23 protein-coding genes, 1 tRNA gene and 1 pseudogene are annotated in these 24,716 nt (G+C 49.1%); 17 read left to right on the top strand and 8 right to left on the bottom strand.

Going from position 1 to position 24,716, the window contains the following annotated elements; genetic code table 11:
- Positions 1-15: 15 nt before the first annotated feature.
- The 5 genes and pseudogenes from HAL07_RS01675 (at position 16) to HAL07_RS01655 (ending at position 5,419) form a co-directional block, all read left to right on the top strand.
- Positions 16-1,737: an OmpP1/FadL family transporter gene (locus HAL07_RS01675; protein WP_053944870.1), complete on the top strand. Its 1,722-nt coding sequence runs from the start codon at positions 16-18 to the stop codon at positions 1,735-1,737.
- Between the two features lie 65 nt (positions 1,738-1,802).
- Positions 1,803-3,403 (top strand): annotated as a pseudogene (locus tag HAL07_RS01670) (SLC13 family permease).
- Positions 3,404-3,417: 14 nt separating this feature from the next.
- Positions 3,418-4,206: a phosphatidate cytidylyltransferase gene (locus HAL07_RS01665; RefSeq protein ID WP_053944869.1), complete on the top strand. Its 789-nt coding sequence runs from the start codon at positions 3,418-3,420 to the stop codon at positions 4,204-4,206.
- Positions 4,203-5,297, top strand: a complete 1,095-nt coding sequence (dxr, locus tag HAL07_RS01660) for a 1-deoxy-D-xylulose-5-phosphate reductoisomerase (RefSeq protein ID WP_082355775.1) — start codon at positions 4,203-4,205, stop codon at positions 5,295-5,297. The genes HAL07_RS01665 and dxr overlap by 4 nt, the downstream gene beginning before the upstream one ends.
- A gap of 44 nt (positions 5,298-5,341) precedes the next feature.
- Positions 5,342-5,419, top strand: a tRNA-Pro gene (locus HAL07_RS01655).
- 111 nt (positions 5,420-5,530) lie between these two features.
- Here HAL07_RS01655 and HAL07_RS01650 read toward each other — a convergent pair.
- The 5 genes from HAL07_RS01650 to HAL07_RS01630 form a co-directional block, all read right to left on the bottom strand.
- On the bottom strand, positions 5,531-5,734 hold the full coding sequence (locus HAL07_RS01650) for a hypothetical protein (RefSeq protein WP_053941685.1): 204 nt from the start codon (positions 5,732-5,734) through the stop codon (positions 5,531-5,533).
- A 72-nt stretch (positions 5,735-5,806) separates the two neighbouring features.
- Complete coding sequence (locus tag HAL07_RS01645; RefSeq protein ID WP_053941686.1) at positions 5,807-6,823, bottom strand: aliphatic amidase; 1,017 nt, start codon at positions 6,821-6,823, stop codon at positions 5,807-5,809.
- A gap of 76 nt (positions 6,824-6,899) precedes the next feature.
- The gene (gene hypE, locus HAL07_RS01640; RefSeq protein ID WP_053941687.1) at positions 6,900-7,889 is read right to left on the bottom strand and encodes a hydrogenase expression/formation protein HypE; all 990 of its coding nucleotides are present in this window, start codon (positions 7,887-7,889) and stop codon (positions 6,900-6,902) included.
- A gap of 3 nt (positions 7,890-7,892) precedes the next feature.
- Positions 7,893-10,085 carry a carbamoyltransferase HypF gene (hypF, locus tag HAL07_RS01635; protein WP_202903462.1) on the bottom strand — a complete coding sequence of 731 codons (2,193 nt, stop codon included), beginning with the start codon at positions 10,083-10,085 and terminating at the stop codon, positions 7,893-7,895.
- Positions 10,086-10,091: 6 nt separating this feature from the next.
- Positions 10,092-11,093 carry an agmatine deiminase family protein gene (locus tag HAL07_RS01630; protein WP_053944868.1) on the bottom strand — a complete coding sequence of 334 codons (1,002 nt, stop codon included), beginning with the start codon at positions 11,091-11,093 and terminating at the stop codon, positions 10,092-10,094.
- A gap of 120 nt (positions 11,094-11,213) precedes the next feature.
- On the opposite strand from HAL07_RS01630, the gene tsaD reads away from it, so the two are divergent.
- Genes tsaD through HAL07_RS01615 form a run of 3 tightly spaced genes read left to right on the top strand, consistent with a single transcriptional unit; the run spans position 11,214 to position 14,436 of the window.
- Positions 11,214-12,245, top strand: a complete 1,032-nt coding sequence (gene tsaD, locus HAL07_RS01625; RefSeq protein ID WP_053944867.1) for a tRNA (adenosine(37)-N6)-threonylcarbamoyltransferase complex transferase subunit TsaD — start codon at positions 11,214-11,216, stop codon at positions 12,243-12,245.
- A 36-nt stretch (positions 12,246-12,281) separates the two neighbouring features.
- Positions 12,282-13,877: a methyl-accepting chemotaxis protein gene (locus tag HAL07_RS08265; protein ID WP_053944866.1), complete on the top strand. Its 1,596-nt coding sequence runs from the start codon at positions 12,282-12,284 to the stop codon at positions 13,875-13,877.
- Between the two features lies 1 nt (position 13,878).
- Positions 13,879-14,436, top strand: a complete 558-nt coding sequence (locus HAL07_RS01615) for a ComF family protein (RefSeq protein ID WP_053944865.1) — start codon at positions 13,879-13,881, stop codon at positions 14,434-14,436.
- A 10-nt stretch (positions 14,437-14,446) separates the two neighbouring features.
- On the opposite strand, the gene HAL07_RS01610 is transcribed toward HAL07_RS01615, so the two are convergent.
- Both HAL07_RS01610 and ispF read right to left on the bottom strand, forming a co-directional pair.
- Positions 14,447-15,343 carry a response regulator transcription factor gene (locus HAL07_RS01610; protein WP_053944864.1) on the bottom strand — a complete coding sequence of 299 codons (897 nt, stop codon included), beginning with the start codon at positions 15,341-15,343 and terminating at the stop codon, positions 14,447-14,449.
- Positions 15,336-16,517 (bottom strand): 2-C-methyl-D-erythritol 2,4-cyclodiphosphate synthase, encoded by a 1,182-nt coding sequence (gene ispF, locus HAL07_RS01605; protein ID WP_053941693.1) that lies wholly within the window; start codon positions 16,515-16,517, stop codon positions 15,336-15,338. The genes HAL07_RS01610 and ispF overlap by 8 nt, the downstream gene beginning before the upstream one ends.
- Before the next feature lie 190 nt (positions 16,518-16,707).
- Here ispF and thiC point away from each other — a divergent pair, with 190 nt between their 5' ends.
- Complete coding sequence (gene thiC / locus HAL07_RS01600) at positions 16,708-18,039, top strand: phosphomethylpyrimidine synthase ThiC (RefSeq protein ID WP_053944863.1); 1,332 nt, start codon at positions 16,708-16,710, stop codon at positions 18,037-18,039.
- Here thiC and HAL07_RS01595 read toward each other — a convergent pair.
- Positions 18,036-18,359, bottom strand: coding sequence for a c-type cytochrome (locus HAL07_RS01595; RefSeq protein ID WP_053941777.1), 324 nt, complete (start codon positions 18,357-18,359; stop codon positions 18,036-18,038). The two genes, thiC and HAL07_RS01595, sit on opposite strands and share 4 nt — an antisense overlap.
- 94 nt (positions 18,360-18,453) lie before the next feature.
- On the opposite strand from HAL07_RS01595, the gene folD reads away from it, so the two are divergent.
- Genes folD through ychF form a run of 8 tightly spaced genes read left to right on the top strand, consistent with a single transcriptional unit; the run spans position 18,454 to position 24,677 of the window.
- Complete coding sequence (folD, locus tag HAL07_RS01590; protein ID WP_053944862.1) at positions 18,454-19,302, top strand: bifunctional methylenetetrahydrofolate dehydrogenase/methenyltetrahydrofolate cyclohydrolase FolD; 849 nt, start codon at positions 18,454-18,456, stop codon at positions 19,300-19,302.
- A gap of 19 nt (positions 19,303-19,321) precedes the next feature.
- Positions 19,322-20,203 carry a signal peptidase I gene (gene lepB, locus HAL07_RS01585; protein ID WP_053941696.1) on the top strand — a complete coding sequence of 294 codons (882 nt, stop codon included), beginning with the start codon at positions 19,322-19,324 and terminating at the stop codon, positions 20,201-20,203.
- A complete protein-coding gene (gene rpiB, locus HAL07_RS01580) occupies positions 20,204-20,638 on the top strand; it encodes a ribose 5-phosphate isomerase B (protein ID WP_053941697.1) in 435 nt (144 codons plus the stop codon).
- Positions 20,632-20,964, top strand: coding sequence for a coiled-coil domain-containing protein (locus HAL07_RS01575; protein WP_082346437.1), 333 nt, complete (start codon positions 20,632-20,634; stop codon positions 20,962-20,964). Before rpiB ends, HAL07_RS01575 begins: the two co-directional genes overlap by 7 nt.
- Positions 20,965-20,970: 6 nt before the next feature.
- A complete protein-coding gene (locus tag HAL07_RS01570) occupies positions 20,971-21,519 on the top strand; it encodes an adenine phosphoribosyltransferase (RefSeq protein WP_053941698.1) in 549 nt (182 codons plus the stop codon).
- Positions 21,520-21,521: 2 nt separating this feature from the next.
- Complete coding sequence (locus tag HAL07_RS01565) at positions 21,522-22,121, top strand: DedA family protein (protein WP_053941699.1); 600 nt, start codon at positions 21,522-21,524, stop codon at positions 22,119-22,121.
- A gap of 12 nt (positions 22,122-22,133) precedes the next feature.
- Positions 22,134-23,576: a leucyl aminopeptidase gene (locus HAL07_RS01560; RefSeq protein ID WP_053941700.1), complete on the top strand. Its 1,443-nt coding sequence runs from the start codon at positions 22,134-22,136 to the stop codon at positions 23,574-23,576.
- Positions 23,577-24,677, top strand: a complete 1,101-nt coding sequence (gene ychF, locus HAL07_RS01555; RefSeq protein WP_053944861.1) for a redox-regulated ATPase YchF — start codon at positions 23,577-23,579, stop codon at positions 24,675-24,677. It begins immediately after the preceding gene.
- Positions 24,678-24,716 lie beyond the last annotated feature (39 nt).

Here is a 24,716-nt window from a genome sequence, read left to right as displayed (position 1 = left end):
TTTAGGGGGTTTATTTTGCGCTTACGCTTTTTATGGCCTCTTTTGCCCGCGTCTTTGGCGGCTAATGGGTTTCAAATTTCTGAACAAAGCTTAAATGGCACGGCTTTAGGCTCGGCCTATGTCGCGGGGGCTAGGGGGGCGGATGCGAGTTATTATAACCCCGCAAACATGGGCTTTGAAAACGATTGGGGGGAGAATCGCAGCGAGTTTGAAGTGACGAGCACGGTGATCAACATCCCGGCTTTTAAGTTTATGGTGCCTAGCAGCAACCAAGGTCTATATTCGGTCACAAGCCTTGTGATGGATAAAAGCAAGCAAAACATGGCGGCCATCATCAATATTTTAGGGCTGGGCGGGGTCGCCACTTCAGCGGCAAATAAGCTCATCACAGGAGGCTTGCCCGCTCTAAAACGATTCATCAACAACCTAGAAAATCTCACGAACGAAAAAGTGACCACCGTGGCTTCCATGCCTAGTAACCAAGTGGTACCCGGCTGGACGGGCACAACTAATTTTGTGTTGCCTAAATTCTTTTACAAGAGCCGCACACACAATGGCTTTACCTTTGGGGGGAGTTTTACCGCCCCCTCAGGACTTGGCATGAAGTGGCATGGGCCCGGGGGCGAATTTTTGCGCGATGTGTTTATCATGATGGTTGAGCTTGCTCCCAGCATCAGCTACACCATTGGCAACCGCTTTTCTGTGGGCGTTGCGGGGCGTGGGCTTTACGCCACGGGCAGTTTTAACAACACCGTGTATGTGCCCTTGCATGGCGCGTCTGTGTTGAGCGCGAATCAAATCATAGGCCTGCCTAACAAAGTCTTTAGTCAGCAAGTGCCCAGTGCCATGCGCCAACAGCTGGCGGGCATTGGTTACCAACCCGCCATCGCCTGCGCGCCTAACATGAATGCAAACTCCCCCGCTTGTGAAGCCTATTACAATGGGCTAAAGCAAATCATGCGTTATAGCGGATTGCAACAAGCCGACTCCAATCTTTACGGGACCTCTCAGGTAGTCCAACAAAGCAATGGCAGTGGGTGGAGTGGGGGTTATCGGGCGGCGGCGAGCATGCGGGTATTCGATAATGGCATGTTTTCTGTGGTCTATAACAGCAGCGTCACTTTTAACATGCACGGAGATTTAACCGCCCTAACTGAGCTGGGCCCAAGCTTGGGCAATGTTTTGACACAGGGGCATTTAAACATCAATGTGTCCTTGCCTGAAATGCTAGATGTCGCCTACGCCCATGAGTTTTTTAAGCACCATTTGCGCATTGAGGGGGTTTATCGGCGTACCTTTTGGTCACAGGGCAATAAGTTTTTAGTCACGCCAGACTTTGCCAATGCAAGTTATCAGGGCATCGGCGGGACCGTGCAGTATTTGAGCCCTGAAACCTTAAAAAAGATGGTCGGTTTGGCAGATTTTAGCGGGGTGATGAACATGGGGGCGGGCTGGCGCGACACCAACACTTTTAGACTGGGAGCAACTTATATGGGGCGATCTTTGCGGCTTATGGGGGCGTTTAGCTACGATCAAGCCCCTAGCCCGCAAGAGGCGATTGGCATCCCCGATTCAAATGGCTACACCATCGCCTTTGGGGCGAAGTACAATTTTAGGGGCTTTGACATCGGTTGGGGGGGGACTTTCACCTTTAAAAGCAACCGCAACAGCTATTACCAGTCTAGCGATTTGGGGCAATTGCGTATTTTCTCTGCATCTTTGGGCTACCGCTGGTAGTTTTAAACACATTATAAGCCCTTTTAGCCTAGAGTTGGTTCTTTATTTTATTTTTAAGGATCGCCATGCCCCAGCCGAGTATCGGCTGCTACATCCCTTGGGTTGGGTTTGTAGTCGGCCTTGCATTGGCTTTGTTGGTGTATTTTTCCATGTCCGCCCATTTGGAGAGCATCCAGCACAGCTTAAACCAGCCTAAATTAAAAATAGAGGGCATGCCCTTTGTAGCTGCCGTTGCAGTTTTAATGGGAGTGTGGTGGATGAGCGAGGCGATTGAGCTTGTGGCCACCGCCCTTTTGCCCCTTGTGCTTTTTACTCTCTTTGGTGTTGCCAGCTTTAAAGAAGTGGGCGCATCTTATGCCTCCCCCATCATCTTTTTATTCATGGGCGGGTTTGTGCTGGCCATGGCGATGCAAAAATGGAATCTACACACTAGAATCGCCTTAAACATCATCGCTTTAGTCGGCACCAGCCCTAGGGCTCTAGTCGCGGGCTTTATGCTGACTACGGCGTTTTTGTCTATGTGGGTGAGCAACACCGCCACAGCCGTGATGATGATGCCCGTAGGCCTTAGCGTGCTGCAATTGGTCGCCAAACTCTTAGAGCAAAACCAAGGGCAAGCAAAGCCCTTAGACTCGAGCCCGCTTTCAAGGGCAAGCACCCAGGGCGGGATTTTGCAAAACATCGTAGATAAGGGGCAGGACGCAAAGACTCCGGTTTATCGCACCAATTTTAGTGTGTGCTTGATGCTTGGCATCGCTTACAGCGCGTCCATCGGATCGCTAGGCACACTCATTGGCACGCCCCCGAACGCGCTTTTAGCCGGCTACATGCAAGAAGCCTTGCATGTGAAAATTGACTTTGGCAAGTGGATGCTTTTTGGCGTGCCCCTGTCTTTGCTGATCCTCTTTGGGGCTTGGGCGTTGCTCACTTATGTGATCTTTCCTATTAAAATACAGGCCATCCCCGGGGCAAGGAGATGATCAAAGAAGAGTTAAAAAAGCTGGGGCGCATGGGGGCTGGCGAGCGTTGGGTCGCTTTTCTCTTTTTAGCCGCTTCCTTAAGCTGGATTTTTTTGGGCAGCTTTTTACATTCAAAAGGGATCAAGCTAGCCAGCGTGGATTCGATCATCGCGATGGCCGTGGCAGTGCTGCTTTTTATCGTCCCCGCGCAAAACGCCCGTTTAATTGATTGGAACACCATGAAAAAGCTCCCTTGGGATGTGTTGTTACTTTTTGGCGGGGGATTGGCTCTTTCAGCCCAGTTTTCTAAAACGGGGCTGTCCTTGTGGATTGGCAAACAAGTGGCGCTTTTGGGGCATATCCCTTTGTTGCTCTTGATTGTGCTTGTCACCACAATGGTGATCTGCTTAACAGAGATCACCTCCAACACCGCCACAGCGGCGGCGTTTTTGCCCGTAGTGGGGGGTGTGGCACTGGGGCTAGGCTTTAACGGAGCCGAGGTCTTGCTCCTGACCATCCCTGTGGCGCTGGCCGCCACTTGTGCTTTTATGCTCCCCGTGGCGACCCCGCCTAACGCGATCGCCTACGGCTCGGGCTATTTGCAAATGAAAGATATGATTAAAGCGGGGCTGTGGCTCAATCTTATTAGCATTGTTCTAATCAGTGCCTTTGCTTACGGCCTTGTTGATTTAATTTTTGTGCGTTAAAGGTTATGAATAAAATGGAAACAAAAAAGTTATCTAGTCAAAAAACCCGTTACATCACGGGAGGTTTTTTAGTTGTTTTAGCCGTTACAGTGTTTTCCTTAAACTCTTTATGGGTGTTTTGGGCGGTGCTGGGGGTGTTATACATGCTTGGCGGGCATGAAGTTTTGCAAATTTATCAAAAGATTTATGGCCCCGCACCCACGACATGGCACTATGTGGGCATGTTTGCGCTGTGGGTTTTGATCTACATCCTCCCCTCCATTGAAGTCGTGCTCTTTGTGGGCATGTTCGTGGCGGGGTATTTGGCCTACAAGGCTGTAGATGTCCGCCACTCTCTATTTTTTGTCTATCCAACCCTGAACTTTGCCTGTTTTTTGGCTTTGTTTAAGGATTTTGGAGTCATGGCGGCGGTGTGGCTCGTGGTGGTGGCGATGTCTGCCGATGTGGGGGCGTATTTTGGCGGGCGACTCTTTGGGTACATCCCCTTAAGCCCCACTTCGCCCAAAAAGACTTTTGAGGGAGCGTTTGTCGGCCTTATGTTTGCTAGCATAGCAGGAGGGTTGGTGGGTTTAAAGTATGTGGGCTTTCTGTACGCCTTTGTGATTAGTGTCATCATAGCCTTAAGCGCCATTTTGGGAGATTTGTATGAAAGCTCTTTAAAAAGGCGGGCAGACATCAAGGATAGTGGGAATATTTTACCCGGGCACGGGGGTGTGTTAGACCGCCTAGATGCCATGCTCTTTGGTGCTGTAAGCATGCACTTTTTACTGCACACTAAAGAAGTCCTCGAAGCCCATCTATGATCATTTTAGGCAGCACGGGCTCAGTGGGCCGTCAAGCCTTAGAAGTGTCTGCGTGTTTTAACTTACCCATAGAAGCGTTGAGCGCTGGGCGCAATGTTGAGCTTTTAAACGCCCAAATCGCTGCCCACAAGCCCAAAAAAGTTGCCCTCTTAGACAAACAAGACTACCCCCGCCTCAAAGCCCCTAAGAGCACAGAAGTGTTTATTGGAGCAGAGGGGATCGCCCAAATGGTGGCTAGCTCACAGAGCGAAATTGTGCTTAACGCCCTTGTGGGCTTTGGGGGGCTTGAGCCGAGTTTGTGCGCCACGCGTGCAGGCAAAACTCTAGCCCTAGCCAATAAAGAGTCTTTGGTGGTGGGCGGGTGGCTTTTAAAAGGGGCGCAGATTTTACCCATTGATAGCGAGCATTTTGCTCTCCACTCTTTGCTAAAAAACACGCCTAAAGAGTGCATAGACACCTTGTTTTTAACCGCCAGTGGAGGGGCTTTGCGCGACACGCCCCTAGAGCAAATCGCTAACCAAAGCCTTAAAAAGGTCTTGCAACACCCAAATTGGCAAATGGGCGCAGACATCACCATCAACTCCGCGAGCATGGCCAATAAACTTTTTGAGCTCTTGGAAGCACATTGGCTCTTTGGGGGGATTGGCGTGGATGCGTGCATTGAGCGCAGCTCTTGTGTGCATGCGCTTGTGCGCTTTAAAGACCAAAGCTACCACGCACACTTAAGCCAACCCGACATGCGCTTGCCCATCATCCACGCCCTAAGCCCCAAAAACGCCCCACGAGCCCTTACAAAGCCCCTAGATTTATACAGCACTTCCTTAAAATTTGAGCCCATCGATGTGGCTAGGTATCCTCTTTGGAGGCTTAAAGATTTGCTTTTGCAAAGACCAAAATTGGGGGTGGTGCTTAACGCCAGCAATGAAGAAGCCCTAAAAGCCTTTAAGGCGGGGGCCATTTCTTTTGGTAAGATGAGCGCTTTCATGGCACAAAGCCTAGAGCACTTTAAAGACAAACTCCCCGCTTTAGAGAGTCTAGAGCAAATCAAAGCCTTAGATTCTCAGGTACGCGCTTTTGTGCAGACTCTCTAGTCTTAAGTTAAAGTTAATCTTATTTAGATAGAATTAGCCCTTTACGGAGTATGGCGCAGCCTGATTAGCGCGCACCCTTGGGGTGGGTGAGGTCGTGGGTTTGAATCCCGCTACTCCGACCACTTTCCTATGAAATTTTTCTTTTTATAAACCAGCTCTTGAATCTTTGTTGCACTTTGCAGACGGGCCAAAGGCCCGTCTAGGCCAAAGGCCCGCTTAAAAAGCAACGTGCCCTACTTTTTGCCCCGGATTAATTGTCTTTCGTAATTGATGTCATCATCGTCATCGTCGTTTTGTTGCGCGCTTTGTGCGGGGGCTGGGGCTTTCTTAGCCGTGGCGGACTTGCTAGGCGCTGCACTTTTGGTGGGGGCATCACTAGCACAACCGGTCATCAAAAGAACGGCGCAAAAGGCGGCGCATAAAAGGCGTGCTTGCATGGGTCTCCTTCTTTTATTGTTTTAAGAATCCGCAATTATAACACACTTTTAATTAAAGCCCCCACAATCACACTAATTGGGTAAATCGTAAACGGGGCAATCTTTCACGCCGATGTGTTTTCTTGTGAATTTTTCCACATTTTCTTGGGCTTTTTTAGGATCATTGACCCAAGTTTTATAAAACTCAAAGGGGCATTCGGCCACGCCCTTGTCCCCATCTCCACTGATAAACACCCCGCTATAGCCTCTATGCAAGAGTTTAAAGAGTTGGTTTTGGCTTTGATCGTGTTTGCGCGCATCGCGGATTTCGTGCACAGAAAGCTGGGCGTATTGTACCCCATTTTCTTCTTCCCCGCACTCGCCTAAGGTGCGCCCATCAAAGCCCACAATGCTGGAGTGCCCGAAGTAAGAATAGACCCCATCAAAGCCCGTGGCGTTTGCTACCGCCACATAGCACTGGTTTGCCCATGCCATGGTTTTGACCATGTTGATTTGTTGTTCTTTAGCAGGATACATGTAGCCTTGACAGCGCACAATGAGCTCTGCCCCGCGCATCGCGCAATCGCGCCAAATTTCAGGATAGTTGCCATCATCACAGATGATCAAAGAAACTTTCAAGCCTTTTGGCCCCTCTACCACATAAGTTCTATCCCCCGGATACCAACACTCAATGGGGCACCAAGGTAAAATCTTGCGGTATTTTTGCACAATTTCACCCTTGTCGTTGATTAAAATCAAGGTGTTGTAAGGATTTTTTTTGGGGTCCTCGTGTTTTTCACCCGTTAAAGAAAACACGCCCCAAACTTTGTTTTTTTGGCATGCGTTGGCAAAAATCGTGGTTTCTTCACCGGGCACGCTTGAAGCCGTGTCAAACATTTCTTTGCGATCGTACATAATGCCGTGTGTACTGTACTCGGGGAAGATGATTAGATCTAACCCGGGCAAGCCCTGCTTAATCCCCGCGATCATATTGGCGATGTTGTGGCAATTGTCTAGGACCTCTTGTTTGGTGTGTAGCCTAGGCATTTTGTAATTCACCACCGCCACGCCGACGGTGTCTGGACTGCTGCTGATGTCTCCGTGTCGCATTGTCGCTCCTTAACTTTTTTATCAAAAATGCGCCAGCACTTTAGGCCAACAAAGTAAATAATCCTATAACTTTTGGCTAACAAATCCTAGGCAAGAGCTCGCCCTCTAAAATGTCTAAAGGGCGTTTAGAGCCCCAAGGGGTTTTTAAAAACACGCCCCCACCTGCCACAACCTGTCCGATCGCGCAAGCCTTTTTAGCCCCGCTCTCTTGCATGAGGGCGCACACTCTAGGCGCATCGCTTGCCTTAACGCTTAACACACAAACCCCCTCATTAGCCAAAACATAGGGCTCTAAACCCAAAATCTCACACACCCCCCTAACCCCCTCTAAAATGGGGATTTGATCCTCCTTGACCTCTATGCCTACGCTCGAGCTTTGCGCCCACTCGTGCAAGACGGAGGCTAGCCCCCCCCTTGTCGCGTCCCTTAAAGCGTGAAGCTTGTAATCACTTTGAAACACAGACTCAAGCAAAGGGAATAACTGCTGGCAATCGCTGGCTAAAGGCGTGTCCAGTTGGATTTCAGCCCTTTGGGAAAAGATCATGGCCCCGTGCGTGCCAATGGGTCCGCTCACAATGATCGCCTGCCCCTCTTTTAAATTTTTCGCACTCAAATTGGGGTAAAGCACAGAGCCTAAAGCGGTGGTGTTGATAAAAATTTTATCCACACAGCCTTTAGGCACGACCTTTGTGTCTAGCGAGAGCAATTTAAGCCCGCCTAAATTTAACTGCTCTTTGATGGAGCTTAGGATTTGTTGCAACAATGTGACTTCTAGCCCCTCCTCTAAGATAAAACCCACGCTCAAATACTTGGGGTGTGCGCCACCCATGCACACATCATTGGCGCTCCCACACACGCACAACTTGCCAATGTCCCCCCCTTTAAAAACGATCGGGTCAATGACAAAACTATCCGTGCTCATGGCCCACTCTCCGCCAGCCCTAAACACTCCGCTATCCTCGCCCTCCGCCACTAAAAAATCTTGCAAATAGGGCTTAAAAACTTTCTCTATGAGAGCCTGCCCCTCTTTGCCTCCATTGCCACAGCTTAAACTGACGATTTGCATGCACTACCCCTTAAATGAATTTGCCATAAAATGGGCTTGCCCCAACGCCAAAGCCCCGTCTGTGGGGGGCAACGCTTCAGGCAAAAAGAAAACCCTAGTTTTAAAAATCTCTTGAAGGGTGTCGCCAAGCAAGCGGTTTAAAAACACCCCCCCGCCCAAGAGCAAGGGCAAATTGTAGCGCACAGATAAACTTAGGGCAATGTGGGCTAAAGTGTTGTGAAACTTTTTAGCCACTAAAGCGTAACGCTGGGCTAAAATGTCTTGCTCCATTGCCCTTAGCATGGGGGCGATTGAAATGTCTTTTTGGATTTCAAAGGGGTAAATGTCGTTAGTGGGGTGGGTGGCAGCTAGGCTTTCTAATTGCATGGCGCTTTGGGCTTCATAGGTGTTAAAGCCACCCACTTTGCAAAAGCCAGCCACAGCGTCAAATAAGCGCCCCACAGAAGTGCTCGAGATGGTGGCAATCTGCTTAGTGATGAGTGTAGCGATGTTGTGCGCTTTTGTGGGCTCTAAAAGTAGGGGCGCAAAGGCTAGGTTATGTTGATAGGCCAAAGCATAGGCTAGGCTGTTAGCGTCTTTTAATAAATTTGTAGAGCGGGGGTAAAGGGTAGATTGCAGGCTGTGCAAATGTTTGGTGTGAAACTTGCCCGCTTGATAGGTGGCTAAAAAGACCTCCCCACCCCAAAGGCTCTTATCTTGCGCCAGCCCAAACCCATCGCAAATAAAGGCGATCACAGCCTGCCCCTCTTTAAAAGAGTGCTTTAGCCCCCACTCAGCAAGCAGGGCGTGCAGGTGGGCGGCGTGGTGTTGCACCTCTTTAAAGGGAGCACCTTGCTCTTTGCCAATTTGGCTAGCCGTGTAATTGGGGTGTAAATCCAGCCCTATGATTTCAGGCTTGCGATAGAGTTTGGTAAAAAAATCTAAATCTTGTTTATAACGCTGTACACTTGCCACGCTATCAAGCCCGCCAAGCTCTGGCGTAACCAAACAGCCCTCTTTGATGAAACATAAATTTGCCTTGTTTTGCGCCCCCATGCCTAGGGTGTTTTTAGGTGCCTTTAGCCTTAAGTGCAGGGGGGCATAGCCTCTAGCAAGGCGCACAAGGCGCATCTTGCCCGCCACAAGGCGCACCACGCTATCATCTATGCCATGCACTATGGGGCGCTCATGGGTTAAAACGCACAGCCTAGGCAATTTGGCTTGCAATTCCTTGAAATCTGTGATGATGGGTTCGCCCTTTAAATTTGCGCTGGTAAAGACAATCGCTTTCACCTCTTGCAAGATCAAATGGTGTAAAGCGGTGTAGGGCAAGAGCACGCCCAAGCTGTCTAAATTTGGGGCTAAATGCTCGTAAATGTGGGTTTTTTTGCGGGCCAACACAATGGGGGCTTCTTTAGAGACGAGAGCGTCTAGCTCTCGTTGGTTTAAATGCACGCACTCTAACGCCTCCTGTAGGGACACCATCAGGGCTAGGGGCTTAAAGGGGCGGGCTTTGATTTGGCGGATTTGCTCTATGGCTTTTTTATTTGTGGCCAGAGCCGTGAGCGCAAAGCCCCCCACGCCCTTAAGCGCCACCACCTCCCCTCTTTTTAGGGCGTTGATGGCTTCTTTTAGGGCGTTTTGACTCTCGATGCCCTCTTGGTTGTAAAAGCTTAATTTGATGGGGCATTGGGGGCAACTTAAACTTTGGGCAAAAAAGCGCCGACTCGTGGGGTCGTTGTAATCCTTAGTGCAAGCCGCACAGAGTTTAAAGTTTTTCATAGAAGTTTTGGGGCGATCGTAGGGCAAGCTTTCTAGCAAACTAAAGCGCGGGCCACAATGCGCACACGCCGTGAAGGGGTAGCGATAAAAACGGCTTTTGGGGTCTTGTGTGTCTTTTAGGCAATCCGCACATATGGCTAAATCTAGGGGTAAATTGTCTTTTAAGCTTAAAGAAACCCCACAACTCGGGGCGATGTGAAAGGGGTGGTTTTGCGGGGGTGTGGGCTCTTGGGCGATGCTGGTGATTTGGGCTTCTTTGGGTTTGTGCTCTAACTCTTGTAAAAATGCCTGTAAATGCGCCTTTTCAAGCACCACCTCAACCTGCCCGCCCACATTACAAACATAACCTTTTGTGCCAAGCTTCTTAGCGGTGCGATAGACAAAAGGGCGAAAGCCCACGCCCTGCACCCGCCCACTAATGACAAGCTTAACCAAAGAGCCCTAGTAAAGTTGCATGGCCGCGCAGTGCAAACTGCCCTTTTGCCGGATGAGCATGGAACAATCCACGCCCACGACCTCCACCCCCGTATTAGCCTCTAAGAGTTTTAACACCCTGTTATCGGCGGGGTCTTTATAGGTGGGGACAAACAACACCCTTTGTCCATTGTTATTCACCCATAAAAAATTCGCATAAGTGGCGGGCAAGCGCACGCCCTGATGAAACTTAGGGCGGGGCAGGGGCAGGGGCAAGAGTCTATATTTTTTTCCTTTGGTGTTTCTAAAACGGCGCAATTGCGCCTCCATGTTTTTTAAGTCATTGTAGTGCGAGTCGTTTCTATCCTCACAGCTCACATAGGCGATGGTGTCCGGGTCTAAAAAGCGAGCCAAAGTGTCGATGTGCCCGTCTGTGTCGTCTCCTTCTAAAGGTTGCACTTCTAGCCATAAAATTTGCTCTGCCCCCAGCTCTTGCTTTAACACCCCCTCAATGCGCGCTTGGTCTAAGTTGGGGTTGCGATCGGGGTTTAAGAGACAAGAAGTGGTGGTTAAAATCGTCCCTACGCCATCGCTCTCCACACTCCCGCCCTCTAACACAAAATTGACAGAGCGCAGGGGGTGTCTTAAAAGCCCTTTTTGGGAGAGCTTGGAGCTGATGGCGTTGTCTAGGTGGGCTTGGTACTTGCCCCCCCACGCATTGAAGATAAAATCTAAGTAAAGCGCTACCCCGCCCGTTTCCACGCACAAGGGGCCAAAGTCGCGCGCCCATGTGTCGTTGAAGTCTATCAAGACGATTTGCACTTGATCAAGCTTGGCTAGGCTATCTTGGCTCTTGGTGTCGTTAGGATGCACGCAAACAATCACATTTTGGTAATGGCTCAAATCGCAAATGGTGTTGTAAAAACACTCTTGTGCCTCTGCTAGATATGCCCCCCAGTCGGTGGCGGTGTGGGGAAAGGCCATTAAAATGGCGCTTTGCTCTTCCCACTCGGCCTTCAATCTTTTCATAGAATCCCTTTAATGTAATGCGCTCTTATTATAGCCATAAATACGCTAAAATAGCCCTTTTGGGCACAAGGCTTGCTCTTAGAGCGCGCCCACAAGCAAATTAAGGGGGTTTTAATAAACATGTTGCTTGGCATTGAAAGCAGTTGCGATGACAGCTCGTTAGCGCTTGTTGATCTACAAACCGCCAAATTGCTTTGGCACTCTAAAATTTCACAAGAAAGCGCTCACAGCCCCTATGGCGGGGTTGTGCCCGAGCTTGCCTCGCGCCTACACGCGCTCAATCTTCCCCTCTTGGCCCAAAGGGCTAAAGACTTTTTAAACGGCTTTGGCGCGCTCAAAGCCATAGCCATCACCACTTGCCCGGGCTTGAGTGTTACCCTTTTAGAAGGACTGATGCTGGCTAAAACTTTGGCTTTGGGCTTAAACATCCCCTTAATTGCAATAGATCACTTGCAAGCCCATATTTTTTCGCTTTTCATCGACAAACCCCCTATCTTTCCCCTAAGCGTGTTGCTCGTTTCAGGCGGGCACACCCTCATTGTGGAAGCGCATGGCCCGCAGGAGATGCAAATTGTGGCTAAAAGCTTGGACGATAGCTTGGGCGAAAGCTTTGACAAGGTGTCTAAAATGCTGGGCCTTAGCTATCCGGGCGGGCCTGTGGTAGAGAGTCTAGCGAAAGCTTGCCCTCCACGAGAAGAGCTAAAATTCACCCTCCCGCTTAAAGATCACAAGGGTTTAGCCTTTAGCTTTTCAGGGCTTAAAAACGCTACCCGTCTAGCCATTATGCAAGAAAAAGAAAAGGGGGCTGTTTCAGAGAGCTTTAAAGCCCGCTTGTGCGCCGGTTTTCAAAAGACAGCCACCGCCCACCTATTGCAAAACCTGCGCCGCTATTTTGCCAACAGCCCCATTAAAACCTTGGGGCTAGTGGGGGGGGTGAGCGCGAATTTATATGTGCGTGAGCGCATCAACGCCCTTTGCAATGAATTTGGGCGGGATTTATTGTTAGCCCCCCTAGAATTTTGCAGCGACAATGCGGCGATGGTCGCAAGAGTGGGGGTGGAGCTGTTTAGATGTAAAGATTTTTCCCCTTTATATGACACAGACATTAGCCCGCACACCCGTTTGGTCTATGCCCCTAAATTTCTGCTATGATAGAGATTGTTTCATCATTTAACGCAAGGAGTGTATGTGATTAGGAGTTTGCAGACTCGGGCTTTGCTCTATCTGGTGATTTTATTGAGCCTTTTTGCCCTATTGATTTTTATGTTGATCCGCAGAGATTATGCCAGAATGACTGAAGCACAAGGCACAGCAGTGGCTAAAAGCATCAACGCCTCCATCATCAACACCATTGTACAAGCCATCGCAGTGGGCACAACCAAAGCGATTTACAAAGCGATAGACGATAGCAACAAACTACCGGGCGTGAAAATGAAGTTCTACCCGGGAGAGGGAGATATACGCCTCTTTGGCTTGAATACAGAATTTACAAAAGACCCGCGCGTCCGCAATTATTTTGACAACCCAAAAACTCCCCAAGAGGTCTTGGTACAAGGAGAGGGCGATGGGCGGCATGTTTTGGTTTTGCAACCCTTAGTCGGCGATGCTAGCTGTGTGAAATGCCACACCAACAACAAACCCGGAGACATGATCGGGGTGATGGAGGTCAAGCTTTCTTTAAAAGAATCTTACAACAATGCCCGCAACTTTAGTATCAAAACCCTCTCATGGATGGTGGGGATTTCTTTATTCATCATCGTTTTGCTCTTGTTGGTGGTGCAAAGAAATGTGATCCGCCCCTTAAACCGCCTTAAAGACACAGCGCAGGATTTGGTGTCCTCGCAAGAAGCGGACTTGACACGCCGTTTAAACATCGCCGGGAGCGATGAGATCGCGAAAGTTTCGGCAAATGTAGATCAATTCATCGCCAAAATCGCCGGGATTGTCAAAATTGGTAAGGGCATTGTTGAAGACAATAGCCGCGTGGGGCAGGCCTTAGAAAAGTCAATAGATAAACTCACACAAGCCGGGCAAAGAGAATTAGACTCGGTTGAAAACTTAAAAGCGATCAACCACGAGACGGGGGAAAGTTTGCACTTGGCGCAAAGCAACTTGGGCGAGACGATTGCTAATTTAGATGCCACAGACGTGATCTTAAACGAATTTATTGAAAAAATCCAAAACTCTGTAGATTTGATTTTGGTGTCCGTGCAAACCCAACAAGAGATCGCCACAGATTCGACCGCACTTGTCAAACATGCGTCTGAAATTAAAAACATCCTTTCGATCATCGATGGCATCGCTAACCAAACGAATTTGCTCGCCCTAAACGCCGCCATTGAAGCGGCCCGCGCGGGCGAACATGGGCGGGGCTTTGCCGTGGTGGCCGATGAAGTGCGCAACTTGGCCGAGAAAACGCAAAAATCTTTGGGCGAGATCACGGCGATGGTGAATATGGTGACGCAGAGCATTGAAAACATGGGCGAGCGGGTGCAAAACGGGGCGACACAATCTCAAGAGGTGTCAGAAAAGACCTCTTTGCTCATCACGGATGCAAGAAACGCCAGAGAGACCTTGACCCAAACTAAGGAAAAATCCCAAAACACCGTGGAGCAAAATAAAGTCGTGGTGGCTAAGATGGACGAGCTCAATCAGGTCATCAACGAGTTCATCCAAATCTTTGCGGGGGTTAAGGAAGTGCGCAAGGATTTAGCAAACCACAGTGCCGCAATTGTGGATAAGAGCCAAGAGCTAGATAGGGAGTTTAAGAAATTTAAGGTCTAGGGTGCGCTGTTTTGTCTGCATGGCATGGAGCGTTAAGTTGCTTTGCAGGCGTTGCTACGCCGATTTGGCCCCACGCCTGCAAGCCCACCGCCTAGAGGACACCCCCATTTACAGCTTTTATGTTTATGACGAGGTGGAATTTTTGCTTAAAAGCAAGTACCACCTAGTAGGCAGCCGCCTTTTACCTCTTTTGGCCCTGCGTGTGTGCGGTTTGCTCAAACCCTTTTTGTCTAAGCCCCTTTATGCTCTACCCATTGACGATCACATCAAAAGAGGGTATGCGCACACCGCTATAATCGCCCGCGCGCTCTGCACAAAAAGTCCTTGCAAGCCTGTTTATCACAAGTTGCGGGCCACCAAAGATGTCGCCTACGCCGGGCAGAGTCTGGCATTTAGAGAGCAAAACCCCAAGGGCTTTGTTTTTACAGGCGATCCAAGTTTGCCTTATTTTGTGGTCGATGACATTTTAACCACGGGCACGACTCTGCGCCAAGCCCTAAAAACCTTAAAGGCCACGGGGGCCCAAGTGGCTTTTGGAGTCGTTTTGGCGAAAGTCTAAGCCCCTCGGCTTAGGCTTGTTTTCTAGGCAGGTTGTAGCGGCGGCGTTTCTCCCAAAGGGATTTACGGCTAATGCCTAAGCGTTTAGCCAATTCGGTGTCTGTGTAGCAGGGGCTAAATTGTTGGATGGCGTTTTTCTCGTAATCTTGGATGGAAAGCAGACCTAGGGGGATTGTGGGTTGGTTTGCCTCCAAAGAGAAGAAGTTAGCACACTCTAAGCTCTCTTGCCCCACGAAGCTCACAATGGCGTTGTGGCTTTCTAGGGTTTTTAAAAACTTCTCTCGCTCCCTCTGGTTTAGCGCCTCTAAATGCGTGAAATAGGTAACGCTGGAGCGGTCTTTGTGGCTCAGGTATTTGCTAATGTCTGTTAGGTTTTTTAAAGAGAAAAACTCCAAGTTTAAGCCATGCAGGCGGGTGTAATTGAGCACAAACATGTCTGCTCCAATTTGCGCATAGCTGTGTAAGACTAAGGGGAGGTTGTGGCTGGCGCGCATGTCAAAGCCACAATGTTGGGCGCTAAAATCTAAATACTTTTCATAGACACTCGCCCGCTCAATCGCCTTTTGGTAGGACCGGTGATAGGCGATTTTTCTAATGAGCTCGTCCATTTTAAAGGGTTTTAAAATGTAGTCTTTTGCGCCCGCTTTCAAGGGGCGATTGACTCCATCCTCGCTCACAAAAGGAGCCATGATGATGGTGATGGCTTTGGCGTTCTTGCGCACAAAGAGTTCGCAACGCTCCACACAGACTTGCGAAGAGAGTAAAATGACATCGTAATCCTCTTTAAAATAGTGGAAAATGCTCGATGCGCTTTGGCACTGGTAGCCCACACTGCTTAAAGCCGAGCTGATGCTCTGGGCTAAATGCATCTCATCTTCAATGATTAAAACACTGCCAGTTTTATTCATGGACCACATACAGGGCACGGGTTTGGACCAACACTTGCACACCCACACCTTCCTTTCTACCTACAAAGCCCAACCCCTCGAAAGTGGTGGCTTTCAGGTTAATGTTTGTTAGTTGCATGTTTAACAATTCTGCCAAATTCTTTTTAATCAACGCCCTATAAGGAGAAATTTTAGGCATGTCGGCAAAAAGGGTGATATCCACCCCCTCCACACAATGCCCCACACCCTGCACAAGTTGATAAATCTCTTGTAACATTTCTGCCGAGTCCTTGTTCTTAAAGCTGGGGTCTTGATCGCTGTAATACAACCCAATATCCCCGCCCCCAATCGCCCCCAAGAGCGCGTCAATGAGCGCGTGTAACAACACATCCCCATCGCTGTGCGCTCTAAATCCACAATCCCCGCAATCGCTAGAATGAATCACCACTCCCCCAAGCTTCATCACCTTGCCCCCCTCAAAGCCATGCACATCCAAGCCTAGCCCCGTGTGAGAAGTGGTGCGGACACTGTGCGCGGGCAAGTCGCTGGCAAAGGTGAGTTTGTCTAGGTTGGGGCTGCCCTCAATGTAGGCGGCATGCGCGCCTAGACTTAAAATGGCGCTACTCTCATCGGTGAAAGTCCCCGCCTTGTAAGCCTGTTTTAAAACAGAGGTGCGGCAAATTTGGGGGGTTTGCACCCTTAACGCCCGTTTGCGCTCTAAAAGCTGGTAGGGCGGGATGGCTGTGGGGTTGTAATAGACCATCGTGTCGGTTGCGCTTAGAGCCGGGGCCACGCAATCAAGCCCGCCTTGCATGCGCTCTAAAAGCCTTTCTAAGACCAAAGGTTCGGTTTGGTAGCGGGCGATGTCGCTCACCACAACTAAGGGGGTTTGCACGCCCTCTAGGGCAATTTGCACCGACTCTTGACGGCTCGCCCCCCCCACCAAAACGCTGACACTCTCATCGCATAAAAGCTGTCTTAAATAGATTTGCTCAAAGCGGTTTGACACCACAATAAAAATCTGCGTAAAAAGCCCGAGATGTTTAAAATCTTCATAGACCTTTTGCACCAAAGGCACGCCATTTAAGGGCCAAAATTGTTTTTTAATGTGGGGGAAGTGGGCTAAGTTGGGGGTAAAACGGGTACTTAAACCCGCTGCGGCTAAAACGAGCGAAAGATCTTGGCGTGGTTGCAAGCAAACCCTTTAGGCAAACCTAAACCCCCAAACCCCTAACCTTTAAGGCTCAGAGTGAAAGTTCTCAATTTTCAAAGCACAAAGCCACATTCTAGTATTTTCTAGCTTAAAAGGGTGTTAGAGCAAGCTTTAAGCCTACATTTAAACGCTTGTGTTAGTGTGGTGCTTTTCATCAAAGGAGAAGCTATAAATGCGCAACGATATAGACAAACACACAGGCCCCATTAAAACCCAACTGCACTACGCTAAAAAGGGCATTGTTACTGAAGAAATGCACCACATTGCCAACATTGAAGAATTAAGCCCTGAGTTGGTGCGTAAAGAGGTGGCAAAGGGGCGCTTGATCATCCCAGCAAATATCCACCATAAGAATTTAGAGCCTATGGGAATCGGCATTGCCTTAAAGACCAAGATCAATGCCAACATCGGCAGTTCGGCGATCATCCACTCCACACAAGAGGAAGTGGAAAAGTTGCAAATCGCCATTAAATATGGGGCGGACACGGTGATGGATTTATCCACCGGTGGGGATTTGGATGCGATTAGAAAAGAAATCATCGCCGCCTCGAGCGTGCCTATTGGCACCGTGCCGATGTATCAAATCCTACACGATGTGAATAACGATGTGATGAAGCTAGACATCGGGACGATGTTAGCGGTGCTAGAGAAACAAGCCAAACAGGGGGTGAGTTATTTTACCATCCATTGCGGGTTTTTGCTCGAGCACATGCCCTATGTCGGGCGGCGTAAAATGGGGATTGTGAGTCGTGGGGGGAGCTTGATGGCTTCGTGGATGATGCACTATCACAAACAAAACCCCTTTTATGAAGCCTTTGACGACATCCTCGCCATTTGCCAAGAACACGATGTATCTTTAAGTCTAGGCGATTCGTTGCGCCCGGGTTGTTTGGCCGATGCTAGCGACACGGCGCAGTTTGCCGAATTAAAAGTACTGGGCGAATTGGCCCAAAGGGCGTATGAAAAAGATGTGCAGGTGATGATTGAAGGCCCCGGGCATGTGCCCTTGAATCAAATTGAGCGCAATGTCAAATTACAAAGAGAATTGTGTAACGAGGCCCCTTTTTATGTACTAGGGCCTTTGGTGACGGACATTGCGGCCGGCTACGATCACATCGCCAGCGCGATCGGGGCGTGCTTGGCGGCTTATAAGGGCGTGGCGATGCTCTGCTATGTAACGCCTAAAGAGCACTTGGGCCTGCCTAATGCCAAAGATGTGCGCGAGGGGATTTTAGCTTATAAAATCGCCTCCCATGCCGCTGACATCGCTAGAGGGCGCATCAACGCACGGGTGCGCGATGATTTGATGAGTGATGCGCGCTATGCCTTTGAGTGGAACAAGCAATTTGCGCTCGCGCTTGATCCAGACAGGGCTAGAGAATACCACGATGAGGCTTTACCCCAAGAGGTTTTTAAAGAAGCCGAGTTTTGCTCCATGTGTGGGCCCAAGTTTTGCAGTTACAAGGTGAGCCAAGACATCTTTAAAAATTACAAGGGGGCTTAGTTTTGCTTGGTGGAGCGCAGGTAGTAGTAAATCGCCTTGATCTCATCGGGGGTGAGGTTGTAGCGGGGCATGATGGATTTGCCCCTTTCTAAAGCGTCCTTAAGTTGCTCGAAGCTCAAACCATAGATGGGGGGGGCTTTAAAAACGCGCTCTTGGTCTGCGGCGGTGGTGTAGCGGGTGATGATTTGCTCTTGGCCTTTCCACCCGTGGCATTTTACACAACTGATGTTGCGCGGATTGTTGTAAAGCTCTTTGCCGTATTCTAAAATAGTGATGAAACCGCCCTCTTTGGGCTTGTCCGCTCCATAGAGAAGAGCAATGAAAACACAAGCTAAAAACGCGCTTTGTCTTGGCAAACTGTCTCTTTCAAAGATTTTTGATTATAATAGCGTAAAAATTCAAGTAAGTTAGGTGATGGTTTTACTAGATGGCTACACGCTCGCGCGCTTAAAAGAAGAGGCTTTGCGCCACGAAATACAGACTTTGCAACAAACCCTGCAATTTTGCCCTAAGCTGGTGGTGATTTTAGTGGGTACAGACAACGCGAGCGTGCTGTATGTGAATATGAAAGCCAAAGCTTGCGCGAGAGTCGGGATTGATTGCGTGTTGCAAACATTAAGCGCGCAGACTTCCCAAAAAGAGCTTTTAAACTTGCTAGACGCTCACAACCGCGATCCAAGCGTGCATGGAATTTTAGTGCAACTGCCCCTGCCTAAACACATAGACACAAGGCGGGTGATTGAGGCGATCGATCCGCGTAAGGATGTGGATGGTTTCCACCCGCTCAATGTGGGGCGGGTTTACTCTAACAGCCTTTACACGGGATTTTTGCCCGCCACGGCGATGGGGGTGATGCAACTCTTAGAGCACTACAACATTGAGGTGAAGGGTAAAGATGTGGCGATCGTGGGGGCGAGCAACATCATTGGCAAGCCCTTAGCCTCTTTGATGTTAAACGCGGGGGCAACCATTAGCCTATGCCATATTTTGACAAAGGACATCAGCCTATACACCAAGAAAGCGGACATTGTCTGCGTGGGGGTGGGGCAACCCAAATTATTAAAAGCGGACATGGTCAAAGAGGGGGCGGTGGTGGTGGATATTGGCATCAATAAAGTGGAGGGCAAGATCGTGGGGGATGCGGATTTTGAGGGTTTAAAGGACAAAGTGGATTTCATCACCCCTGTGCCAAGGGGTGTGGGGCCGATGACCATCGCCTGCCTTTTACAAAACACTTTGCACGCCGCTAAAGGCTGTGCTTAAATTTTAAATAAGGGGTTTTATGGGTTTCTTTCAAGCGTTGCGCCGGTTTGTGATGAGTTGGACGGGGACAATCATTTTAGTGCTCTTGGCGATTTTCTTTGTGGCGCAAGCTTTCGTCATCCCCTCGCGCTCTATGGTCGGCACTCTCTACGAGGGCGACATGCTCTTTGTGAAGAAGTTTAGCTATGGCATCCCCATTCCGCGTCTGCCATGGCTTGACATCCCTTTAGTGCCCGATTTTAAGGGCAATGGACATTTAATAGAGGGCAAACGCCCGCAAAGGGGCGAGGTGGTGGTCTTTATCCCCCCCACCAACAAGGGCTACTATGTGAAGCGACTCTTTGCCACCGGGGGCGATGAAATCATTTTTAAACAAGATGGCTTTTATTTGCACCCTAAAGAGAGCGACACCGACCCCAACTACATTTCTAAGCACTTTGCTAAACACAAGGTGCAACAATTTTTAGGCAAAGACTTTGTCTTTGCGCCCTATGCAGATAAACACTTGGGGATTTTTTACAGCAAGCACAACCAAACTTTTCCCATCATGCTAGCCCTCGCCAGCCACCAAATCCAAAGCCAAATGGAGGTGGGCATGCAACTTGTTGATCTGGAGGGCGAAAATGCCTTTTACGCTAAGATTAAGCCCGACCATTACTTTATGGTAGGCGATAATCGCGATGACAGCAGCGACTCGCGCTTTTGGGGGAGTGTGCCCTATAGCCACATTGTCGGCACGCCGTGGTTCATTTACTTTAGTTTGAATTTATCCAACAGCATTGAGGCGGGCGGAGAGCCCAAAGATAAATTCACTGTGCGCTGGCAGCGCATGTTTAAAAGTGTGCAAGGGCTCGAGGCACAAATGAAGGAAAGACACCACTTACCCACACAGGAGGACTAAATGCATGTGATCTTGGGTTGCGACCATGCGGGATTGGAGTTGTGCGCCTTTTTAGAGAAGCAACTGAGAAGTGGCCACAGCCTAGAGGTGTTTAAGCCCGCGCCAAAAGAGAGGGTGGATTACCCCGATTACGCCACTTTAGTTGTGCAAGCCCTGCTAGAAAAGCCAAGCGCTTTAGGGGTTTTGGTGTGTGGGAGCGGGATTGGCATGAGCATAATGGCAAACCGCTTTAAGGGCATCCGCGCGGCCCTTTGCACGAATGCCTACATGGCTAAAATGGCGCGCCTACACAACGACGCCAACGTTCTTTGTTTAGGACAAAATGTCGTGGGTTTTGGGGTGGCTTTAAGTGCCATCGAGGCTTTTTTACAAACAGAATTTGAGGGCGGACGGCATGCGATTCGCTTAGATAAAATTGAAGGGCTCAAGTGTTAGCGCAATGGATGGTCATCACCCTTGTGGTGTTGTTTGTGGCTTACATGGCGGTGCGGACTTTCTTTTACCGCTCGGTGGCTAAAAGGCAAGAGAAATACTCGGCTTCTATGAAACTCACTTTGCAAGAAGCAGAGGTGTTGATTCAAAAGCACCAATTGCAACTGCAACGCTCTTTAGGCAACATTGACATTTTGACCCACGAGATGAATGCCTTAAAAGATGAGGTGAAGGTCTTAAAGCAGCGCAACGCGCAATACCGCCTAGAAACCGACAAATACAAAGCCCGAATCCGCGAATTAGAACAAAAAATCGAAGCCCTATTGTGAGGAATCATGTTTAGCCAAAAATTAAAAGCCCAACTAAGAGAAGCCATTAGAGAAGTGCAAGACCACCCCAAACCCGGGGTTTTATTCAAAGACATCACCCCCTTAATCAACCACTCCATGCTCTTTGGCATGCTCATAGACGCTTTAAGGGATCGCTATAAATTGCACGGCGTGGATTTTGTCGCCGGGATTGAGGCACGCGGGTTTATTCTAGGCGCGGCTTTGGCCTACGCTTTGCAAGCGGGCTTTGTGCCGATTAGAAAACAGGGCAAACTGCCCTGCCAAACCTTAAGCGCGTCTTATAGTCTAGAGTATGGCGCAGACACCATAGAAATCCACGCCGATGCGCTTAGAGAGCTTAAAGACGCGCATGTAGTGCTGATTGATGACTTGATCGCCACAGGTGGGACGGCGTTGGCGAGTCTAGAGCTCTTAGACAAATTACAAGCCCACTGCGTGGAGGCGTGTTTTTTAATCTCTTTAAATGAGCTGGAGGGCTTGCAAAAAGTCGCTGAGAGGGTGAGCGCCTTTAGCGTGCTGGAGTACGACAAATAGGCATGGAAGCCTATATTTTAGAGTTGTGGAACAATTACGCCGCTAACTGGGGCTATGTCATTTTATTTTTTTGGAGCATTTTAGAGGGCGAGATCGGCTTGATTTTAGCAGGCATGGCGTGCTACGCGGGGCATATGAATGTGTTTTTGGCCATCAGCGTAGCCGCCCTTGGGGGTTTTAGCGGAGATCAAATGTATTTTTATATCGGGCGCACCAGCAAGACCTATTTAAATAAAAAACTAGAAAAACAGCGGCGCAAATTAGCCTTGGCGCATTTGCTCTTGCAAAAATACGGCTGGTTTGTGATCTTCATCCAGCGCTACATGTATGGCATGCGCACCATCATCCCCATTAGCATAGGCCTTACCCGCTACAACGCCTTTAAATTCGCCGCCATCAACCTTTTAAGTGCCTTTGTGTGGGCTTCGATCACGATTTTATTGGCGTGGTGTTTTGGCGAACAACTTTTTAATTTGTTGAGGTTGATTAAGCATTATCCTTACCTTCTTATACTAATATTGTTGGTGACTGTAGGGTTTGTCGTGTGGTATTTTCAATCCCACACCAAGAAGATGGATAAAAAAATCCAAGAAATTCAATAGTAAAGGATGCGAATGTTTTCACTGAAGTTAGAGACAAGTGCTTTTGATGCCCTTAAGGCGGATGTTGCCATTGTTTTTATTGTTGATAAAGACCTAAGCGTTGCCCTAGACCCGCATTTGTTGCAAACTCACAACTACGAGGGCGAGGGTGTGTTTTGGGATCAAAAAAACCAAGCCTTGTATGTGGGCGTGGCAAAGAGCGACACGCATTTATTTAGAGAGGCGGCCTTTAACGCCGTGCGCGCGCTCAAAAAATGCGTGAAAAGTGCAAAAATCGGGCTTTACACCGCCAAACACAGCGTGCATAAACACGCCCTAGAAGAAACGATGGAGGCGATTTTCACAGGCTTGCAATTTGGCATGTATGAGTTTGAAACCTATAAAGAAAAGAAAAGCAAAGTCCATTTACAAGAGATCATCGTGGCTTTGGGCGGGGAACAACATTTAAAAGCCCTACAAAAAGCCCTAGACAAATCTAAAATTGTGGTCGAACATGTGAATCTTGCGCGCGATTTGGTCAACACCCCCCCCAATGTCGCCAGCGCGCCCTATGTCGCCAAAAAAGCCAAAGATTTAGCCGAAAAGAATGGGCTAGAGTGCTTTATTCACGGGGAGGAATACCTCAAAGAAAAGGGCATGAACGCTTATTTAGCCGTGAATGCCGCTTCGGCCAACCCCCCTAGGCTCGTGCATCTAGTCTATAAACCCAAAAACGCCAAGAAAAAGATTGTTTTAGTGGGTAAGGGTTTGACCTATGATTGCGGTGGCCTTAGCATTAAAACTGCCGAGTACATGCTAACGATGAAAGCCGATAAAGGCGGGGCGTGTGCGGTGCTAGCGACCATCAACGCCCTAGCGCACTTGCACGCTGAGGCAGAAGTGCATGCCGTGTTGGGTCTAGCAGAAAACATGATTTCTGGCAACTCTTACCGCCCCGATGACATTTTAATCTCCAAAGAGGGCAAGAGCATTGAGGTGCGCAACACGGATGCTGAGGGGCGCTTGGTGCTGGCCGATTGCTTGAGTTTTGCCCAAGATTTGGAGCCCGATTTGATCGTGGATTTTGCCACGCTCACGGGAGCTTGCGTAGTGGGCCTTGGCTCTTACACCAGCGGGATTATGGGAAACAATGAGGCGTTAAAAACCCAATTTGAAGAGTCCGCGCTTAAAAGTGGGGAGCTTGTGGCAAAACTGCCCTTTAACCGCCATTTACGCAAACTCTTGGATTCTAAGATGGCAGACATCGCCAACATCACCCCTGTGCGCTACGGCGGGGCGGTTACCGCAGGACTTTTCTTAAACGAGTTTATCCGCGAAGCCTATAAGGACAAATGGCTACACATCGACATTGCCGGACCTGCCTACATTGAAAAAGATTGGGATGTTAATGTGGCAGGAGCCAGCGGAGCGGGCGTGCGCATGTGCGTGCAGTTTGTCTTGGATATTTTGGCCTAAATGGGGCTCTCTATTGGCATCGTGGGCTTGCCCAATGTGGGTAAGTCTAGTTTATTCAATGCGCTCACCAAGAGTGCCAACGCGCAGAGTGCAAACTACCCCTTTTGCACCATTGACCCCAATAAGGCGATCGTAGATGTCCCCGATGCCCGCTTAAAGGCGTTGGCAGACATCGTTAAGCCCGAGAAAATCCAGCACTCCAGCGTGGAGTTTGTCGATATTGCGGGGCTCATCAAGGGGGCGAGTGCGGGCGAGGGCTTGGGCAATCAGTTTTTAGCCCATGTCAAAGAGTGCGCCGTGATTTTGCATGTGGTGCGTTGTTTTGAGGACGAGGATGTCACGCATGTGAGCGGAGAGGTCAACCCTTTAAGCGACATTGAAACCATTGAAGTAGAATTGATTTTAGCTGATATACAGACCTTGCAAAAACGCCTAGAAAAGCTTGCCAAACTTGCCAAAACCAGCAAAGAAGCCCAAGCTAGCCTAGAGATTGCCAACGCCCTTCTAGCCCACTTAAACGAGCTCAAACCCGCTAGCAGCTTTAAAGATAGAGAGCACCCTGCCTTTATTGCTTTAAATCAAGAGTTGCGCTTTTTGAGCGTAAAAGAGGTCATTTTTGTGGCAAATGTGGATGAGGCGCGCTTAAGTGGCTTGAATGACCACGCCTTAAAAGTGCAGGAGTTGGCTACTGGTAGAGGGGCGGGCTTTGTGGCTTTGTGTGCTAAGTTGGAAGAAGAGCTGGTTAGCATGGAAGAGAGTGAGGCGTTGGAGTTTTTGCAAAGTTTGGGCGCAGAATCGAGTGGGTTGGATCAAATCATTAAGCTAGGTTTTGAGGCTTTGGGGTTGATGAGTTATTTTACCGCTGGGGTCAAAGAGGTTCGGGCTTGGACGATCGTTAAGGGCTCTAGCGCGCCTACAGCGGCCGGGGTGATTCATAAAGACTTTGAAAAGGGCTTTATCAAGGCTGAAACGATCGCTTATAAAGATTTTATCGCCTATGGGGGAGAGGCGGGGGCTAAGGCTAAAGGGGCTTTGCGTGTGGAGGGCAAGGATTACATCGTGCAAGATGGCGATGTGATGCACTTTAGATTCAATGTTTAGCTGTGTTATAATTAGAGCATTTGCAAGCTAAAGGAAGAG

The organism is Helicobacter ailurogastricus, from assembly GCF_001282945.1.
Taxonomy (GTDB): Bacteria; Campylobacterota; Campylobacteria; order Campylobacterales; family Helicobacteraceae; genus Helicobacter; species Helicobacter ailurogastricus.
Note: the sequence above shows the minus strand (reverse complement) of the source record. Positions and strands in the feature narration are given on the sequence as shown.